Annotated in this window: 10 protein-coding genes; 7 read left to right on the top strand and 3 right to left on the bottom strand. The window is 45.3% G+C overall.

Translation table 11 applies throughout. From position 1 onward, the window contains the following. Positions 1–86: 86 nt before the first annotated feature. Positions 87–4811 carry a protein kinase domain-containing protein gene (locus dnm_RS09885; protein ID WP_207682492.1) on the bottom strand — a complete coding sequence of 1575 codons (4725 nt, stop codon included), beginning with the start codon at positions 4809–4811 and terminating at the stop codon, positions 87–89. Positions 4812–5214: 403 nt separating this feature from the next. Then, positions 5215–5640 carry an archease gene (locus tag dnm_RS09880; protein ID WP_207682491.1) on the bottom strand — a complete coding sequence of 142 codons (426 nt, stop codon included), beginning with the start codon at positions 5638–5640 and terminating at the stop codon, positions 5215–5217. A 265-nt stretch (positions 5641–5905) separates the two neighbouring features. Here dnm_RS09880 and dnm_RS09875 point away from each other — a divergent pair, with 265 nt between their 5' ends. From dnm_RS09875 to purN, 3 genes are all read left to right on the top strand, one after another. Then, a complete protein-coding gene (locus dnm_RS09875) occupies positions 5906–6265 on the top strand; it encodes a sulfite exporter TauE/SafE family protein (RefSeq protein WP_207682490.1) in 360 nt (119 codons plus the stop codon). 205 nt (positions 6266–6470) lie between these two features. Next, on the top strand, positions 6471–11801 hold the full coding sequence (locus dnm_RS09870) for a PKD domain-containing protein (protein ID WP_207682489.1): 5331 nt from the start codon (positions 6471–6473) through the stop codon (positions 11799–11801). Between the two features lie 30 nt (positions 11802–11831). Next, positions 11832–12638: a phosphoribosylglycinamide formyltransferase gene (purN, locus tag dnm_RS09865; RefSeq protein ID WP_207682488.1), complete on the top strand. Its 807-nt coding sequence runs from the start codon at positions 11832–11834 to the stop codon at positions 12636–12638. Positions 12639–12690: 52 nt separating this feature from the next. On the opposite strand, the gene dnm_RS09860 is transcribed toward purN, so the two are convergent. Beyond that, positions 12691–14463, bottom strand: coding sequence for an AAA family ATPase (locus dnm_RS09860; RefSeq protein WP_207682487.1), 1773 nt, complete (start codon positions 14461–14463; stop codon positions 12691–12693). Between dnm_RS09860 and dnm_RS09855 the strand changes: the two genes are divergently transcribed. The 4 genes from dnm_RS09855 to dnm_RS09840 all read left to right on the top strand — a co-directional run bounded on the left by dnm_RS09855 (position 14446) and on the right by dnm_RS09840 (position 19790). Then, a complete protein-coding gene (locus tag dnm_RS09855; protein ID WP_246556280.1) occupies positions 14446–16539 on the top strand; it encodes an MATE family efflux transporter in 2094 nt (697 codons plus the stop codon). The genes dnm_RS09860 and dnm_RS09855 overlap by 18 nt on opposite strands. A gap of 4 nt (positions 16540–16543) precedes the next feature. Continuing rightward, entirely contained in the window at positions 16544–16969 is a 426-nt protein-coding gene (gene arfB / locus dnm_RS09850; RefSeq protein ID WP_207682486.1) for an alternative ribosome rescue aminoacyl-tRNA hydrolase ArfB, read from the top strand. Between the two features lie 14 nt (positions 16970–16983). After that, positions 16984–18783, top strand: coding sequence for an ATP-binding cassette domain-containing protein (locus tag dnm_RS09845; RefSeq protein ID WP_207682485.1), 1800 nt, complete (start codon positions 16984–16986; stop codon positions 18781–18783). A 176-nt stretch (positions 18784–18959) separates the two neighbouring features. Then, entirely contained in the window at positions 18960–19790 is an 831-nt protein-coding gene (locus dnm_RS09840; protein ID WP_207682484.1) for a substrate-binding periplasmic protein, read from the top strand. The last annotated feature ends 200 nt before the right edge of the window (positions 19791–19990 follow it).

The raw sequence follows: 19990 nt of genomic DNA, 5'->3' as shown, positions 1-19990 counted from the left end.
ATAATTGAATATCTCTGACGTGGCAGAAAAATGCTGGGGTTCCGAGTTCAGACGATTCCTGGGAAATCACGAAATTCCTGTGTCTGTTATGTTTTCTGCTGATTGGTAAAATGGGTCAGTTCATTAATATCAGGCACATAAACCTTATCTTTTTTGTTACCAAGAAGACTCACATCTGTTGCTTTAGAAATAACAGTTTCCACTTTTTCCTTGGAAATTCCCAAGTCAGACGAAATTTCTTCAATAAGCTCCTCAAGCGGAATTTTTAATCTCTTTATTTTCTTTCCTGACCTGTCCCTGAAAATCATGCGAAGATGTTTGAGGATAATATAAGTACAATCACTTGACGCGTGCGGATGAATTTTTGTGTTGGCATCCCGAAGACGGTCGGTTAAAGTTGAGACAATTTTTTCCATGTAAGGCGGAAGTTTTTTGAGATTCTGAGAAATGACATGCTTTGTCAGTACTGCGGCTTCGGTCTCTTCCAGGGCCTCCACGCTTGCGGACCGAGTCACTTTTTCCCTTGAAATCAGAGACATTTCCCCGATAATATCCCCTTCTTTCAGTGTTGCCAGCACAATTTTATGCCCTCCTGTTTCTTTAATCACCTGAACCTTGCCGCTTAAAATAAGGTAAGCCTCATCTCCGGCCTCACCTTCACGCATGAGCATATCACCTGCGTTGAAGACTTTCTTTTCCTGACGTGACCATTTTCCCGAAATCAGATCATCTATATCTTTTGTCAGATCCTCAACCGTCTGATAACGATCCTCTCTTTTATGTGCCATTGCCTTCATTATAATTCGGCAGACTTCTTCGGGAATCTGTCTGGCCGGGTTTCGAATCTGGGGCGGAACAAGGTCGCCGGTTTCAGCTTTACGGAGGATTTCATAAATATCTTTGCCAGAATAAGGGGCTTGAAAAGTGAAAATATGATAGAGTGTGGCACCGAGAAGGAAAATATCGCTTTTTTTATCCACAAGACGAGGGTCTCCGCTGATTTGTTCCGGCGACATATATGTGGGAGAACCTTTGATAATATCATCTTTTCCTTCTGAAAATTTGTCAATATCCCTTCGAATTTCTCTGAGAATCGTGTCTTCTTCCTGTTCCGAATCCCCCACAAATTGTGCGATTCCCCAATCCATGAGAAGCACTTCTCCATAATCACCCACCATGATATTATGAGGCTTGATATCCCGGTGAATGATGTCCATGGAATGGGCAAAAGAGACCGCGTCGCAAACTTTTCGGAAAATATTCAGAAGATAATAAGTATTGTATTTTTCAACATATTTCGGATTTCCCTGCTGAATTTCAGCTAAAATATCAATTAAGGCTTCTCCCTGGGCCAGCTTCATTGTGAAAAAAAGGCCCGTATCCCTGAGCAGGCCCAGTTCATGGACAGGAATGATATTGGGATGCTCAAGCAGACCGGTAATTTTCGCCTCTGTTATAAAATCCGTGAGGGTGTCTTCCTTACTTTTGAATCGGGGTAAGATGACTTTCATCGCGGAAGTACGATGCAAATCCTGATCTAAAACCCTGAGTATGGACCCCATTCCCCCGGAAACAAGTTTTTTCTGAAATTTATACTTATTATGTCGGTGATCTTTTGCCACTGATTTCTGATAAAATTCATCTTCAAGTTCCGAAGCGCTGTAGTCTTCGGAATCACCTGCCGACTTTATTCCGAGTTCTCCTCTTGATATGGTGAGGTTTCCATTAAATATCTCAGGCTGAGATTCTGATTTCCCATCAGATTCGTCTTTGTGAGTATCTGCACCATTCTCATGGGTCTCAGAAACGGGTTCCGGCCCTGCATCAGATTTGTCTTCATGTATATCTGCCTCCTCTTCATGGGCCTCAGCAATGAGTTCCGAAGCAGCTTTATGCGTATCTGAATCCTCCTCATAAGCTTCTTCAAGTATGGATTCCTCTCTTATATCAGCGTGTTCAGCATCTTCGATGTCTTCACGGGCTTCAGGTTCATGCTCTGATTTTTCTTCAGGTTCTTCTTTCGCCATATCTGCATCATCTTCGCAGACTTGAGGCTCCGGCTCTCCCTTTAATCCGAGTTCCCGAAGCTCCTCCCTTGAGATGGCAACTGTTTCCTGATAGGCTTTCTGCTGCGGGTCCGGCTCTGTGATCAAGTCATCTTCCGCTTTCAGATTCGCTTCCTTTTTTAATCCGAGTTCCCGAAGCTCCTCCCTTGATATGGCGACGGTCTCCTGATAGACTTTCTGCTCCGGCTCCGGTTCTGTAATCAAGTCATCTTCCGCATTCAGATTCGCTTCCTTTTTTAATCCGAGTTCCCGAAGCTCCTCCCTTGAGATGGCGACGGTTTCCTGATAGACTTTCTGCTCCGGGTCCGGTTCTGTAGTCAAATCATCTTCCGCTTCCTGGCAGGCTTTCTGCTCGGGTTCCGGTTCTGTAATCAAATCGTCTTCCGCTTTCAGATTCGCTTCCTTCTTTAATCCGAGTTCCCGAAGCTCCTCCTTTGAGATGGCGACGGTCTCCTGATAGGCTTTCTGCTCCGGGTCCGGTTCTGTAGTCAAATCGTCTTCCGCACTCAGAGTCTCTTCTGTTTTTAATCCGAGTTCCCTGAGTTCTTCTCTTGAGATGGCAACTGTTTCCTGATAGATATGCTGACCCGGGTCTGATTCTGTGATAACATCAGGTTCAGCTTTTGATCCGATCTGTTCAAATTCTTCCTCTGATGTGATATTTTTATGCAGGAGATTTTCCGATTCTGTTTCTGTGACAGCATCGGATTCAATTTTTATTCCGAGTAGTCCAAAATCCTCCTCTGATATGCCGCGATTTTCTCCATGAGATTCAAGTTTGGGTTCTGGGTCAGAGGTCACATGAGATTCAGTTTTTATGCCGAGCTGTTCAAGTTCTTCCACTGATATGATATTTTCATGGGGAGAGGCTTTTGCTTCCGGTTCTTTGATCACGTGAGATTCAGTTTTTATGCCGAGCTGTTCAAGTTCTTCCACTGATATGATATTTTCATGAGGAGAGGCTTTTGCTTCCGGTTCTTTGATCATGTGAGATTCAGTTTTTATGCCGAGCTGTTCAAGTTCTTCCACTGATATGATATTTTCATGGAGAGGGGCTTTTGCTTCCGGTTCTTTGATCACGTGAGATTCAGTTTTTATGCCGAGCTGTTTAAGCTCTTCCATTGATATGATATTTTCATCCAACCCAGCTTCCGAATCAGGCTCAGATTCCGAATCTGCTTCGGGTTCTGAGGTCACGTCAGGATCGGATTCGAATATCAGCTTTGCAAATTCCTCATCAGATATGATTTTCTCATCCGAGTCCGCTTCGGGTTCTGAAATATCATCGGGTTCGGGTTCTAATATTAGATTTGTAAACTCCTCATCAGAGTCTGCTTTTGGTTCTGAGATCACGTCGGGATCGGGATACAATGCGAGACTTGCAAACTCCTCATCAGATATGATTTTTCCATCCGAGTCTGCTTCGGGTTCTGAGATCACGTCGGGTTCGGGATCCAATGCGAGACTTGCAAACTCCTCATCAGATATGATTTTTCCATCCGAGTCTGCTTCGGGTTCTGAGATCACGTCGGATTCGGGCTCTAATATTAGATTTGTAAACTCCTCCTCAGATATGATTTTCTCATCCTCGTCTGCTTCGGGTTCTGAGGTCACATCGGGTTCGGGTTCTAATATTAGATTTGTAAACTCCTCCTCAGATATGATTTTCTCATCAGAGTCTGCTTTTGGTTCTGAGATCACGTCGGGTTCGGGATCCAATGCGAGACTTGCAAACTCCTCATCAGATATGATTTTTCCATCCTCGTCTGCTTCGGGTTCTGAGATCACGTCGGGTTCGGGATTCAATGCGAGACTTGCAAACTCCTCATCAGATATGATTTTTCCATCCGAGTCTGCTTCGGGTTCTGAGATCACGTCGGGTTCGGGATCCAATGCGAGACTTGCAAACTCCTCATCAGATATGATTTTTCCATCCGAGTCTGCTTCGGGTTCTGAGATCACGTCGGGTTCGGGATCCAATGCGAGACTTGCAAACTCCTCATCAGATATGATTTTTCCATCCGAGTCTGCTTCGGGTTCTGAGATCACGTCGGGTTCGGGATCCAATGCGAGACTTGCAAACTCCTCATCAGATATGATTTTTCCATCCGAGTCTGCTTCGGGTTCTGAGATCACGTCGGGTTCGGGATCCAATGTGAGATTTGCAAACTCCTCATCAGATATGATTTTTCCATCCGAGTCTGCTTCGGGTTCTGAGATCACGTCGGGTTCGGGATCCAATGTGAGATTTGCAAAGTCCTCCTCAGATATGATTTTCTCATCAAAGTCTGCTTTTGGTTCTGAGATCACGTCGGGTTCGGGATCCAATGCGAGATTTGCAAAGTCCTCCTCAGATATGATTTTCTCATCAGAGTCTGCTTTTGGTTCTGAGATCACGTCGGGTTCGGGATCCAATGCGAGATTTGCAAAGTCCTCCTCAGATATGATTTTCTCATCCAACTCAGACTCCGGCTCCGGCTCCGTGACCACATCGGGTTCGGGATCCAATCCGAGGTGTTCAAGTTCTTCCTCTGTTATGATATTTTCATGCGGATGAGCTTCCGGTTTCATGGTCACATCGGGTTCAGTTTTTATTCCGAGATGTTCAAGTTCTTCCTCTGATATGACGTCTTCTTCTCCGTATATATTCGGTTCCGGTTTCATACTGAATTTTTCTTTTGATGTGCCAATTGTACCTTTGTGAATCTTTTTTTCACCAGTATCTTTTCCAGACAGTTTGCTCATTATTATTTTCCCTTAACTAATATTTATCGCTTGTTCAAGAACAACCTTAGCATGCTTTAATGCCTCTTTTTTTGTAAAGAGGATTTGAAGAAAGGAGCCGGGACGTTAAAGAAAAGGGGAGAAGACTCGAATTTTTCGGACATAGCCCAAAATGCAAGCAGTTAATCCTTTGAACTGTATCAGCAGAAGCTTGAATGCGCATTCACCTGCCCCCCGATCTCATCTGCCAGATATACTGAATTATTACACTCTTTTTGAACTTTATCACCAAATATATTTATAATCAAACTTTTTTTATGCTGTAAATATCGGAGACGTAACTTATCATGCTGTGGCATAGCTGTATCTGACTGATTTTTAATAATTATGTTCAACTGACCCAACCAAGGGGAAAGTTATAATTTTAAACATCAAAAATTATTTTTGATTCCCACCCTGTCGCCGCGCGATAAACCTCAATCTGATGATATGTGACTGCCTTTATCTCATTTTTTATAAAATGAGTATCAGGATCATAAAGATCACACATTACACTCGCAGTCAGTTCATATTCACAAAGAGAAAGGATAGAGATTTTTTTTACCAGCAGTTCCCTGCCTGTCCAAAGGAATAACATCTCCCTCAGCCAGTTGACCATAAGGTCAGGCCAGTCATCCCCTGATACATGAATCTTATATTCATTCATCTCCTGTAACTTGTTTATGTCCGTAATAACATCAAACATTGCACGGGCCGCGTTTCCAAACAACTCCTTCATATCAGAGCCAAAAACATGCATTCCGAAATCAGCCGTGTGATCAATCAGATTGTATTTTATATCCTTATCCATAATAAGCTCACCTGAAAAAAGATTGACTTTAAGCCCTTTGTAGTGTTTAACACACAATTAATTTTTTTCAGTATCCTCTTCATATTGAATATGATTATGTTCCTGATAAAATCAGATGAATATTAAAGTTTAAGAAGATACGAATTCTTACTGTGGAAATCCCTGTCTCCGGAACGTGGTTTTTTCAGAAAACTTTTTTATCAGCAGGGATGAAATTTTTTTATAACTGTTTATTTTAATAATTAAGCAATCGGAGTTTGCAAATATGAACCCAAATATGGTTATTATGATTGTGTTCGGAGTCTTTGTAGGAATCGGTGCTGCATTTTCAGGGTTAGGCGGTGGTTTTCTGTTAGTTCCCCTGCTGCTTTTCATGGGATACACCGCACAAAAATCTGTGGGAACCTCTTTTCTTGCCATTCTGGTCATCTCTGTTTCTGCTCTGTTCGCGCACAACAAATTTTCCAATATTGACTACAAGGCAGGTATTCTGCTTGGTATTGGCGGCATTTTAGGCGCGCAGATCGGCGCACGCCTTGTTGAGCATGTTTCAACTGCCAATTTCAAGAAAATTTTTTCTTTAATCCTTCTGGGCCTCGCAATATACCTGTTTTTCAAAAAATAAACGCTCATAAAAAAGCCGGTTTTTTTGCCCCCGGTTATGAAAATGTTTTCAGATAAAAAACCCGGCTTTTCAAAATGTATTTTCACGGTAAAAAGATATTGTATATTGTCAGATTCCAGTACCATCCGTGTAAAATAAGCATACAATCTTTGTCCGGTCAACTTATATCTTTAATTTTAGAAAAGTCGTTTAAGAAGGGGATGTTATGAAAAATCAATTAAAAATAAAAGTCATATCGGTAAATTTCTTTGTATTGCTGCTTTTGCCTTTATTCGCGATGGCACAGGATCAGGAAAATTATACCCATAAACTGACACAATCCACTTCAAATTATGAATTCTGGACAACACCGCCCAGCGAGCGTGTGTTTAAAAATGATGCCCTTCCCGAAGATATTGGATCGGAAGTAAAGGCATATGCTGCAAAAAATGAATCTGAACCGTTTCTGGTGGTTGTAAAACCCAAATCATCAGGAAGCGTCACCATAAACATCGGGGAGTTTGGTTCCGGCATCACAACTGAGATATATCAGGTGAAATACGTCAATATTTCTCAGGCCACGGACAGCCTCGGTAAAACTGGGGATTATCCTGATCCGTTATGGCCCGTGGAGAAAGGGGATTCCGTAACCCTTGCCTCGGGTCAGAACACAGCCTTCTGGTTTAATGTATATGTACCGAAAACCGCTTCCAAAGGAGATTATACTGCAAATGTTCAAATCAGCGGCATAAGCATCCCTGTAAAACTGCATGTGTTCAATTTTGCCATCCCGGATGAACTTCATGTCAAATCCCAGATGAATTTTGATCATAATGCTGTGCTTACAAAATACGGTGTTTCCGTCACTGGTGATGATTACTGGATGTATGTGGATAAAATGAAACAGTTTTTCATTGATCACCGGCTCACACCGAAATCGCCGCTGTGGCCGGGCGGCGTCACAACCAGCGGCGCTTCCAATTATGTGGCATATGACTGTAACGGAACATTGACAGATGACGAACCTGAATGGCAATTTGAGGGACCTGCGGAAAAATATCTTGATGGAAATCATTTAAACAACGGTGTCGGATTTCCGTCTTTTATGGCAGCCACTTTTCAGAATAACGATGCTTCGGCCGACCAGAGACCTTCGACATTTTGCGGTCAGACCAGAGGACCCGGTGACTGGTACACAGGAAACAATCCCAGTTCCGCGTATAATCAGAAATGGTTTCAATATATTACGTCATTGCAAAATTATCTGAGCGGACTCGGATATCTTGACAAAGCCTATTTCTATTTTGCCAACGAACCCCAGGATCAGGCAGATTATGACGCGGTCGCATGGTATTCGCAGGAACTGAAAAAAGCAGCACCCAATTTGAAGCTCATGGTGTCTGAGGAACCCAAGCCGGAAATTTATAACCATTCAACTTATACCGGCTCAAAAATTGATATCTGGCTCCCGGTTTTAAATCAGTATGAACCGGACGTGTCTCATGATCGGGAAAAAAATTACGGAGAGGAAACATGGATTTATTTTCTTCACGGCACAAGACCGCCGTATTTCAATCCCATCACCCTTGATCATCCGGGAATTGAAAGCAAGCTGACCGGATGGTTTCTCTGGAAATACAGAATACGCGGCATTGCCTATTATTCGCTGAACAGTTGGAGTAAAAATCCCTGGACAGACCCCATGACGGCCAACCATAATGGCGATCTTTTCATGCTTTACCCTCCTTCTGTGTCCAACAACAACATATCCTATGGATCAAACCATCACCGGTTTGTGCCTTCGATCCGGTTTGAACTCATGCGGGACAGTCTTGAGGATTATGAATATTTGCATGTGCTGAAAAACGGACAGCCGGTGGTTGATCAGACAAACACTGCTGACGCACATGTGGATAAAATTGTCTCCGGGCTTACGAGTTATACCCGGGACAGCGAATTTATGTATAATCTGAGGCGTTTTATCGGGCTTAAAAACGGAGGTGAAATTTCTTCCATTCCTGATATTCATCCGCAGTCTGGAAATCAGGGTACTCCTGGAAACTACTATATTAATTTTCAGAATCCGGATGGAGAACCAACAGCAAATCCGCTGGTCGTGAACGGCAAAACCTATATGAAAATCGGATGGGATGATTATGATGAAACCAGGGGATATGGCTGGTACAGCCCGAATGACGCGAATTGGATGAGTCAGTATTTGCCGAACGGACCGAATGAACTCCAAAAGAGCATTATTTATTCTGACTGGGGAAGACCGGCCATTTTTGAGTTTGATCTGCCCAACGGCACTTATGATGTCACGGTGTCTGTGGGATGGGATAATAGGGAATATCTTCATCATAAAATAGAGATTGAAAATATCAGTTTTATTGATGACGAAGCCACAACAGCGTCAGATTCTTATATTGTCCGCACAAAAGAAGTCACTGTCTCAGACGGCAAGCTTACAATGGCTATGGGAATTTTTGATAAATACACCATACTCAATTATCTTGATATTGAGGCGGTCGGCGGCGTAATCGTCCCTGAATGTACCGAATCAGACTGGCAATATACAGATGGTCAGTGCCAGAGCAACAGCACCCTGACCCGGACCTGGACAAAAACGGGCCAGTGTGAGGGCGGGGTGAGTCATCCGGCAAGTGAAACTGTTGCCTGTCAATATCAGGAACCCGGAAGCTCCGTCGTGCTTGTGGATTTCGGTAAGAGCGAGTCAGAAAACACCTTCGGGCTTTCCGGGTGGAACACGGTCATCAAGGACAACTACACAGACTATCGGGATATTGGCCCCGGGGGAACGACCATTGTGGTTGCCGGAAGTGTGTCCTATGATTTCCAGGGCGTGAAAGGAACAGCCAGGGAATTTGTCTCCGGTGAGCAGGTTGTGGTGACATGGTATAACGATTCAGAGAATTCAGTGACCTTTACGCCGGAAATCAGTTTTGACGACGAGAACCGCCAGGGAACTGACTATCCCCCTGTGGGCACATGGTATGAAATGAATACCGTCACCATTCCGGGCGGGGGAACCGCACAAAGTGTTTTTGATTTTAACACGTCTCTCGCGGGAACCTATTCGGTTGTGAATGTGAATGTGAACTATGGAAAAAAGGAAATTCTGCTCTGTGATAAAATTGAGCTGGTCAGCGGGCAGGAACATCCGCCGACACCTCCTGGTGAGTTTGTGACATTAATTGATTTTGGTAAAACAGAGTCGGACAATACCTTCGGGCTTTCCGGGTGGAACACAGTCATAAAGGACAAATACACAGATTATCGGGCTATTGGCCCCGGGGGAACCACCATTGTGGTTGCCGGAAGTGTGTCCTACGATTTCCAGGGCGTGAAAGGAACAGCCAGGGACTTTGTCTCCGGTGAGCAGGTTGTGGTGACATGGTATAACAATTCAGGGAATTCAGTGGCTTTTACACCGGAAATCAGTTTTGACGACGACAACCGCCAGGGAGCCGGCTATCCCCCTGCTGGCACATGGTATGAAATGAATGCCGTCACCATTCCGGGCGGGGGAACCGCACAGAGTGTTTTTGATTTTAACACGTCTCTCGCTGGAACCTATTCGGTTGTGAATGTGAATGTGAACTACGGAAAAAAAGAAATCCTGATCTGTGATAAAATAGAACTGGGACTCCGGGAAGCTTCTGTGCCAGGGCCATCAGCCCATTTTACAGCAGCGCCGACCGCGGGCGATGCTCCGCTCACTGTGAGCTTCACGGATCAGTCCGCAAACGCCCCCACAAGCTGGGCATGGGATTTTGATAATGATGAAACTGTTGATTCAACCCAGCAGAACCCGAATCATACTTATTCTGCTGACGGAACATACACGGTTTCTCTGAAAGTGACAAATAACGGCGGCAGCGATACGGAAACGAAAACCGGTTTTATCAGGGTCGGCAACAGTGCGTCTGTGTCAAAGCCTGATGCCCAATTTACTGCAAACAAAACCGCGGGCGATGCTCCGCTCAGTGTGAGCTTCACAGATCAGTCCGCAAACGCTTCCACAAGCTGGGCATGGGATTTTGATAATGACGGAACTGCTGATTCAACCCGGCAGAACCCGAGTTATACTTACACTTCTTCCGGCACATACACCGTCTCTTTAAAGGCAGCGAACAGCGCCGGAAATGATACAGAGATAAAGACAGATTATATTACCGTGAGTGATCCGGGAAACGTCATCAATATCAACCCGTCACAGGTCGGTGAACTTTATTCGATAGTTAATAAGGAAGGATCTGACACCACGTTTCTGCTCGAGGACGGCACTTATCATCTGAACGGCGATTATATGAGAATCGCCGGCACCGGCATTACAATACGCTCGAAGAGCGGCGACAGAGATAAGGTCATTTTGGATGGCGGATATGTGACCACCGAGATTATCCAGGTCGTTGGCTCTGATGTGACCATCTCCGATCTGACATTGAAACGGGCCAAATACCACCCAATTCATGTGATGGCGGCTGAGGACGCGGATGTGGAGAATACGCTCATTGACAACGTCCATATCATTGATTCGGGACAGCAGGCCATCAAAATCAACCAGAACAGCACAGCAACGCATTTTCCTGATAACGGCGTGATTTCCAACAGCCACATTGAACTGACCGATGAGGGACGTGAAAAAGTGATTGAATTTAATGATGACTGCGGTACCGGAGGGGTGTATGCGCTCCAGGCCAGCGGGTGGAAGATTCAGGACAATATTATTGAAGGGTTCTGGTGCGAACAAGGCACGGCACCGAATGCGGCAATTCACTTTTTATACGGAAGCCGCGGCACTCTTGTTGAACGTAACAAGTTAACTGATAATGCCCGGGGGGTGAAGTTTGGTCAGGACCAGAGCGGCGACTGGCGCACTTATGATGATAATCCGTGCGCGGGGGTGACTGATGTGGGACATTACGAGGGGATTATCCGTAACAACTTCATCTTTCAGAATCGGGAAGCATTGCGTACCTCTCAGACAGGGTTTGAATCCAATATCTCTCTTGAACAGGCATGTGGCACCAGAGTGCTGCACAATACCCTGGTTTCCACGGATGAGCCGAAGCTGGCATCCCTTGAATGGCGATTTTCGAACACACACGCGGATATTACCAACAATCTGGTGAGCCATAATTTGCAAGCCAGAGACGATGCAAAAGCGGATTTGGAAGGAAATCTGGCAGACGCGCCGCTCTCGCTGTTTGTTGACGCGGCAGAAGGTGATATCCATCTGACCAAGAGCGCAACCGACGCCATTGACATGGGAGTGCCAGTGAGTAATAATCTTTGTGATGATGACGCAGACGGCAACACGCGGGATTCAAATCCGGATATCGGCGCAGATGAATGGGTTCGCGGTGACATAAACAGCGATTACAAAATTGATCTTAAAGACGCTATTTTGGCGATAAAGGTTCTCATAGGACTGAAACCTGTCGTGAATATGGATGGCGATGTGAACGAGGATAAAAAAATAGGGTTGCGAGAGGTTGTTTATATTTTGATAATAATCGTTTTTCAAAAGTGAGAAGTCAAAAGAAGCGAAGGAGTTTTTTTTATGAGCAAAAAGATTCGTATCGGAACACTTATATCAGGGAGCGGGACCAATCTCCAGGCAATTATTGATTCGTGTGAATCGGGAAACACAGACGGAGAGGTGGTATTTATCGGATCAGATAATCCCAACGCCTCTGGCCTTGAAAGAGGGCATAGACACGGAATCCCCACATTTACAGCAGATTATAAATCAATTATAGAAGGCATAAAAAAAGCTCCGGAAAAGATTATTCCGCCAGACGATTTTGATATGAACGATCTGATTTCAAAGCAATCTCTTTTTTCCGAGGATTTCGACGCTGAAAAGATGAAAGTCTTTATGATCACCAGAGCGATTGCAGAGGCAAAACTGCTTGAGTATATGAAAGCTTATCCCTTTGACCTTCTGGTGCTGGCCGGTTTTATGAGAACCCTGACACCTTATTTTATAGACAGAATCAATACCGTGCCCGGGAACTTGCGTATAATGAATATTCATCCTTCTCTGCTTCCCGCGTTTCCCGGTGTTGACGGATACGGAGATACGTTCCGATACGGATGCAAGATTGGCGGGTGTACCGTACATTTTGTTGACTACGGTGAAGACTCCGGGCCGATTATCGGTCAGAAAACATTTCAGATTCAGGAACATGACACGCTTGAGACCATTAAAAAAAAGGGGCTGAGTCTGGAGTGGGAACTTTACTCGGAATGCATTCAGATGTTCGCGGAAGATCGTTTGAAAGTCGTGGAGATGACACATATATTGGAAAACGGTAAAAAAATGCGGAGGACTGTGGTGAAAATTGATCCCCGGATTGCAGGATAATGTGTTCAGGGAACGCCCGCATACTCATAAAACCGGAACACACTCGGAAAAATTATGATTCGATTTCAAACACCCGGAAGCCCTTATTACCGAAACAGTAAATCACATATTGCGAAATATCGGCCTCAGGATACTCCTCTTTCAGTCCTTGGACATATCCCGCAAGCTGATGTGTATCTTTTTTCCGCAGGGCAAACTTCTCAACAGAAGTCCGGCGTTTTTTGAATTCCGCGTTTGAATAATATTTGAACTCGATGACAATGCGTTTTCCTGCGAATTTTTCATGATATTTCCCCACAAACTCCAGATCGGTTTTTCCCCGGGGGTAGGAACGCTCCAGATTCCATATGAACCATTTGGAAAGGTATCGGCTGCATAGCTCGAAAAAAGTGGTCCGGTAAAAATTTTCATTCACCTTCTGAAAGACAGCCTCGGGCAATTGGGAAATATATAAGTCCCAGTAATCCGCAAACAGCCGGGGCAGGTCAGGCCTGTTCACAAAATTCTGCATCATGTCCGCGTATTTTGTCGAAACATCTATACGGTGTAATTCGTTGAAATACTCGGCAAATATCTGCCGCATGTTCATATTCGGAAGTTTCAGATAAAAATCATCCTTCCGGGTCAGCATGCCCAGATAAAAAAATGAAACCGGAAAATAGCCCCGTTCAAAGAACTGGCTCATGTCGAACTTTTGTGTCAGGAGCCTGTCATCATAACGGACAGCATTGTGAATTGTGAGCTGATCCACAAATTCCTCGGCATACCGAGAATCTGCCCCGGTCAGAAGTCTGACCCAGGATATGTCTGTTTTCAGGTTCATATCGGTCAGATGTCTGGGAATTGCTTTGTAACGGGTGAAATAATGCAGAAAATACATAAGAATCGTGGAATTGTAAACAGCTTCGCCTTCGGGATTCACAAAATGGTATCCATTATAATGATTCCGGATGAGATCATCCGCCTCTTTCCGAACAGAAGGGTCAATCCCGTAATCCTGACATATCTGGTCCATCAGACGGTCCGTCTCGGACTGGGTGAAGCCTAACATGGATTCGAATTCCGGTTCAAGGGTGATGAAAGTGGCAACATTGAATCCGGATGCCAGATCATCAATGGTGACTGGCAGAACCCCGGTGATATAAAGATTGGAAATCAGACCGGTTTTGCGCCCTTCTTTCAGGGTTTTAAAGAAGGTCTTCAGAAAACTGTCGTCTCCTGTCAGTTTCCGGTAAAGATCGTGTTTGCGGGAAACAATCAGCTGATTTGCAAAGTTGTCATATTCGTCAATTATGATATACAGCCTGGGCAGATTGAAATCAGAAATTGTGTTCAGAATGCTTCTCAAATTGGCTGGTGCCTGAATTTCAGGATCAACGGAAACATTACCCTGGAACCACTTGAAGTAAGACCTTACGAGGCTTTGAAGATGTGTATTGCAGGTAAGATTGAAGCTCTTTTCAATATCTGCTATCGAACCTGTCGGATCAATAACAGAAAAATCAAGATGCAGCACAAAAAAGGAATTACGAAGGGGAGTGGGATTTTTGCCGATCCGGGTCTGCCCGAAAAGTTTTTCAAAATCATCTTTCTGGCCTATATTGTAATAACATTCCAAAATTCGGCACCACAATGATTTGCCGAACCGCCTGGGACGAAGAAAGACCGGATTTTCAATGTATTCCAGTTTATCTATATATTCGGTTTTATCAACAAAATAACCATTTTTGCTCACCATTTCCTCATAGTTCGCATTTGCATATAATATTCGTTTTTTCATGTCCCACCCTTTCTTTGACAGAGATCGTTGCCAGCGTTCAGACATATACGCGATTCTCTTTCAAGTCAAGACAAAAATGGAAGCCAATTTATTGATAATTATAGGTTATCATTTAAACTGAGGCATCGGCCATCAGCTTTCAGGTATTCGGTATCCGAGGATGTCCCGTATTGCGGCCGGAGAATATCCGGGAGAGCAGGCAGTTATTGTTCTTTTCTCGTTCCCATGCTTTGCGTGGGAATGCAGGAGGGACGTTTCACGTCCCGTGTCCCGGCCGGAGAATATCCGGGAGAGCGGGCAGCCATTTTCTCGTTCCCACGCTTTGCGTGGGAATGCAGGAGGGACGTTTCACGTCCCGTGTCCCGGCCGGAGAATATCCGGGAGAGCGGGCAGTTATTGTTCTTTTCTCGTTCCCACGCTTTGCGTGGGAATGCAGGAGGGACGTTTCACGTCCCGTGTCCCGGCCGGAGAATATCCGGGAGAGGGGGCAGCCATTTTCTCGTTCCCACGCTTTGCGTGGGAATGCAGGAGGGACGTTTCACGTCCCGTGTCCCGGCCGGAGAATATCCGGGAGAGGGGGCAGCCATTTTCTCGTTTCCACGCAAAGCGTGGGAACGAGAAACGAGAAAGATAAAATTAAGGCTTGCAGGGCTTCAGAAAGTGATTAAATTTCAATCAAAAGGAATAAAAACTATGGAAAACAACAACGAACTAACCACTCAGCCCATTCCCAAACTCATCCGCCAGCTCACCATTCCTGCGAGTTTCGGTCTTTTTTTCAACACCATGTATAACGTGGTGGACACCTATTTTGGCGGATTAATTTCAACCCAGACACTTGCGGCCATGTCGCTTTCCCTGCCAGTGTTTTTTATTATTATTTCCATCGGAAGCGGAGTATCAACCGGCACGACCGCGCTGATCGGCACAGCCCTGGGAGCAGAAAACAGAGAAGAAGCCAGACGCTTCGCAATTCAGGGCATTACCTTCGGGGTATTCATGTCCGTGCTGCTGACCGTTATCGGTCTTTATATCTCGCCATTTTTGTTCACCATTCTCGGGGCGACCGATGAATATTTAAACATCTCCCTGATCTATATGGATATCCTTTTTAAAGGCGCACTCTTTTTTATTCAGGTTTATATGCTCAATGCCATCCTGAAAGCCGCAGGAGACACCACATCCTATAGAAATTTCTTATTTGCCGGGTTTGTGCTGAATATCATTCTTGACCCCTGGTTCATTTTCGGGGGATTGGGCATCCCGCCCATGGGCATTGCGGGTATTGCCCTGGCTACCGTGCTGATTCAGCTGACAGGCTGCGTTTATCTGGGTATCAAGGTGTATCAGACCGGCCTGATTTCAGATATACAGTTAAGGGATATTTTTCCCAAATTATCCCCCTTTAAAGAGATTGCCCGTCAGGGATTTCCTGCCAGTCTCAATATTATGACCATTGCGCTTGGCGTTTTTGTGATTACCTTTTTTATCAGCAAATTCGGAAAAGAGGCTGTGGCCGCGTATGGCATTGGGATGCGTGTGGAACAAATCGTTCTGCTGCCCACGCTGGGGCTGAATATCTCTGCCCTGACCCTTGTAGCACAGAACAACGGCGCGAAATTATATGAGCGCATATTCGAAACCCTGAACACATCGTTAAAATACGGGGCTGTGCTTATGGTCACCGGAAGCGTTATTGTCTTTGTCTTTGCCACGCAGTTCATGAGCCTGTTCACCAATGATGATACAGTTATCCGAATCGGCGCAACCTATCTGAGAATTGACGCGCTGGTGCTTTACGCCTATGTGGTTCTCTTTATCAACGTGGCAGCTCTCCAGGGCATTAAAAAACCCATGTTTGCCGTGTATATTGGCCTGTATCGTCAGATTATCGCCCCCATTGCAGTGTTTTATTTTCTGACACAAGTGCTTGATTTCGGATTAACAGGCATCTGGTGGGGCATCTTCTTAGTCACTTGGAGCGCGGCCGTAATAACTTTTTTTTACACCCGCCGGCTTTTGAAAAAAGTCACAGGATGCGAGTTCCGGCCGGAGCGTTCCGGGGGGCGTGTTGAAACCTTAATTTGCGAACCCGAAGCCGGATCCCGGGAACTAAACTGAACCCATGATAAAAATTACACAAAACATATCCATCAATGATAATGAAATTCAGGAGGAATTCATCCGCGCCTCGGGACCCGGAGGGCAAAATGTCAACAAAGTGGCAACAGCCGTGCAGCTCCGCTTTGACGTGCGAAACTCCCCTTCCCTGCCCGAAGATATCCGGGAGCGTCTGATTCGTCTCGCAGGCAGGCGGATGACTGAAGACGGCATACTGATCATAGATGCCAGGCGGTTCCGCAAACAGGAACGTAATCGTCAGGACGCCACAGACCGGCTCGCGGAACTGATTCGCAAAGCCGCAAAAAAGCCGGCTGTTCGTCGCAAGACAAAGCCGACGTATGCATCAAAGAAACGCCGGTTGGAATTCAAACACCATCGAAGCAAAATTAAACGCACGAGACAACGTGTTTCGCGTTCTGAGGAGTAGGAGAGAGATTATCTATGGCGCTGTTAAGCATGAAAGATGTGAGTGTGGCCTTTGGCGGCCCCTTATTGCTTGATAAAGTAAATTTGCAAATTGAACACGGTGAGCGGGTGTGTCTTCTTGGCCGGAACGGGGCCGGAAAATCCACCCTGATGAAGCTCATCAGTGAAGATGTTCTTCCTGATCAGGGTGAGATTATTCGTCATCAGCGTCTGCGTATCGGACATCTTGCCCAGGAGGTTCCGTCACAACCGGGGGCGACGATTTTTGATGTGGTGGCCGGCGGATTGGAAAATCTGAATAACATCCCGGATACTGAAGAATGGGAGATACACCGACAGGCGGAACAGGTGTTGTCGCGCATGAAATTAAATGCTGATGCTGAATTCGAAGTGCTTTCAGCCGGTCTTAAACGCCGGGTACTGCTTGCCAGAGCATTGGCCTGTGACCCGGAGATATTGCTGTTGGACGAACCCACCAACCATTTGGATATTGACGCCATCATATGGATGGAGGATTTCTTGTTACGCCATGTGAAAACCCTGCTCTTTGTCACCCATGACCGGATGCTCCTGAAAAAACTGGCAACCCGTATCATTGAATTAGATCGGGGAAACCTTACAAGCTGGCCCTGTGATTATGATACATATCTGAAACGAAAACAGGCTGATACAGAGACCGAGGAAAATCAGCGGGCCGCGTTTGACAAAAAACTGGCAAAAGAAGAAATATGGCGTCGAAACGGCCTGAAAGCGAGGCGAACCCGTAATGAGGGGCGAGTCAGGGCATTGGAAAAAATGCGTGAAATCCGCCGGGCGAGAACTGAGCGCACAGGCAATGTCCGTATGCAGGCCCAGGAAGCTGAACGCAGCGGAAAACTGGTGATTGAGGCAAAGCATGTGAGTTATGATTACGAGGAACAGCCCATTATCCGCGATTTTTCAACAACTGTTATGCGAGGAGACAAAGTGGGCTTTATCGGACCGAACGGTTCGGGAAAAACCACGCTGCTCCAAATTCTTTTAGACAATCTCTCTCCGCAGCAGGGGAATGTCCGCCACGGAACCCGCTTGGAAGTGGCCTATTTTGATCAGCTTCGTTCCCAACTGAATGAGGACAAAACAGTGGAGGAAAATGTGGGGGATGGAAATGACAAAGTCATCATCAACGGAAATCCCCGGCATATTATTGGTTATTTGAAAGATTTCCTGTTCACACCGGACCGGGCGCGCAGTCCTGTGCGGATACTCTCCGGAGGCGAGCGGAACCGTCTGCTGCTGGCAAAGCTGTTCACCAAGCCCTCCAATGTCCTGGTTCTGGATGAGCCGACCAATGACCTGGACGCGGAAACCCTGGAACTGTTGGAAGAACTGTTGCTGGATTATTCAGGCACGCTGCTTCTGGTCAGTCATGACCGGGAGTTTCTGAACAATGTCGTGACCAGCACCCTGGTGTTTGAAGGGCAGGGGCAGGTGAGCGAATATGTGGGCGGCTATGATGACTGGCTCCGCCAGCACAAGCCGGACAGTCCCATGAAGATTAAAAAAGCTGCGCCTAAACAGGAAAAGCCAAAAGTACCGCCCGGGCGTCCTCATAAATTAGGGTTTAAGGAACAGCGTGAGCTTGAGCATCTCCCCCTGCATATCGAGAAGATGGAAGCGGAACAGCAGGAATTATATGAAATCATGGCTGATCCGGGCTTTTACCAGCAAAACGGAGAAAATGTCGCAAATGCGAAGGAAAAATTGGAAACATTGGAAAAAGAATTGGAACAAGCCTATGAGCGATGGGAACATTTGGAGGGGATGGAGAATTGAGAATTGAGAATTGAAAATTGAAAATTGAAAATTGAAAATTGAAAATTGAAAATTGAAAACTAAAGGAATTCGAAATAAATAATATACCTGATACAAAAAATGTAGGGTGGGTGCAGCGAAGCGGAACCCACCGCCTGCGCTTACTTGCTCATGTATTATACTTTCAAGGAGAATTCATGTTTACTCGAAAAAGATGTTTTTTTATTTTCTTTATATTGCTTACGCTGCTTATAGCTGGCAATGTCTGTGCTCAGAAACTTAATATGGTCACAACAGAGTTCTGTCCTTATGTCTGTATATCTGATAAGGAAGATGGACACGAAGGATTTGTTCTTGATATCTTCAGAGCCATATTTGAAAAACATGGGTATGCTGTCAGTTTTGAAATACAGCCCTGGACGCGGACATTGAAGATATTTAATAAAAAAGGGCAGTTTGACGGTTTGCTGGCTGCGACAAAGCTTCATCCGATCAATAAGGACATCGCTGTATTTCCTGAAACAGAAATCTGCCGATATACCCATAAATTTTATGGGCTGAAGGATTCTCGACTGGCAGGTGTTTGGAAATATGAAGGGATTGAATCACTGAAGGAGATAAGTCTGGGAGGGATCAAAGGCTGGAGTTATTGCAGTCTCGAAGTGACCCGGTATGTGAACGATCCGCCGCCCGGAGTCCGTGTGAGCGCAATGTATGGGGAAAATCTGGTGCGCCGAAATATGAAAATGTTGCTGAAGAAACACACTGATCTTTATGTTGAAAACGAATTTATGGCAAGACATTTTCTCCATAAAGAAAAAAAGGCCGGAAACACGCTGATGGGTAAAATCATTCCCATTGACAAAGTACCTGTTGATGAGGGGACAGCCAATTCTTATCCGGTTTTTTATAAGGATAAGAATGGCGAAAAGTATGCGGATATGTTTACCAGGGGCATAAAAGAACTGAGGGCTAAAGGCGAAATAGACACCATTATGGCCAAGTACGGGCTGAAGGATTGGAAATAAAAGCTGTCTGCGGGAACGATTTGTAAAATCGTTATACTCAGGTACTGGCTTTATTAAATACCAGACCATAAATTTTTTAGGGTATGTCCCACCTTTTACACAAGGACAGGTTTTATGTGTAAAAAGCGGAACCGGCCATTTTTTTGCCACGAAGGCACGAAGGCATGAAGTGGCTTAGTGGCTGATTTTTTTGGATAAAA

The organism is Desulfonema magnum (genome assembly GCF_017377395.1).
GTDB classification, from domain to species: Bacteria; Desulfobacterota; Desulfobacteria; order Desulfobacterales; family 4be13; genus Desulfonema_C; species Desulfonema_C magnum.
The sequence above is the reverse complement of the archived record's forward strand: the minus strand, read 5'-3'. Positions and strand labels throughout refer to the sequence as shown.

What these genes read in the sequence shown, in the direction of transcription:
- dnm_RS09845 (WP_207682485.1), top strand. Translation starts at nt 16,984, where the DNA reads ATGGCGCTGTTAAGCATGAAAGATGTGAGTGTGGCCTTTGGCGGCCCC.
- dnm_RS09885 (WP_207682492.1), bottom strand. Translation starts at nt 4,811, where the DNA reads ATGAGCAAACTGTCTGGAAAAGATACTGGTGAAAAAAAGATTCACAAA.
- purN (WP_207682488.1), top strand. Translation starts at nt 11,832, where the DNA reads ATGAGCAAAAAGATTCGTATCGGAACACTTATATCAGGGAGCGGGACC.
- arfB (WP_207682486.1), top strand. Translation starts at nt 16,544, where the DNA reads ATGATAAAAATTACACAAAACATATCCATCAATGATAATGAAATTCAG.
- dnm_RS09870 (WP_207682489.1), top strand. Translation starts at nt 6,471, where the DNA reads ATGAAAAATCAATTAAAAATAAAAGTCATATCGGTAAATTTCTTTGTA.
- dnm_RS09840 (WP_207682484.1), top strand. Translation starts at nt 18,960, where the DNA reads ATGTTTACTCGAAAAAGATGTTTTTTTATTTTCTTTATATTGCTTACG.
- dnm_RS09880 (WP_207682491.1), bottom strand. Translation starts at nt 5,640, where the DNA reads ATGGATAAGGATATAAAATACAATCTGATTGATCACACGGCTGATTTC.
- dnm_RS09860 (WP_207682487.1), bottom strand. Translation starts at nt 14,463, where the DNA reads ATGTCTGAACGCTGGCAACGATCTCTGTCAAAGAAAGGGTGGGACATG.
- dnm_RS09875 (WP_207682490.1), top strand. Translation starts at nt 5,906, where the DNA reads ATGAACCCAAATATGGTTATTATGATTGTGTTCGGAGTCTTTGTAGGA.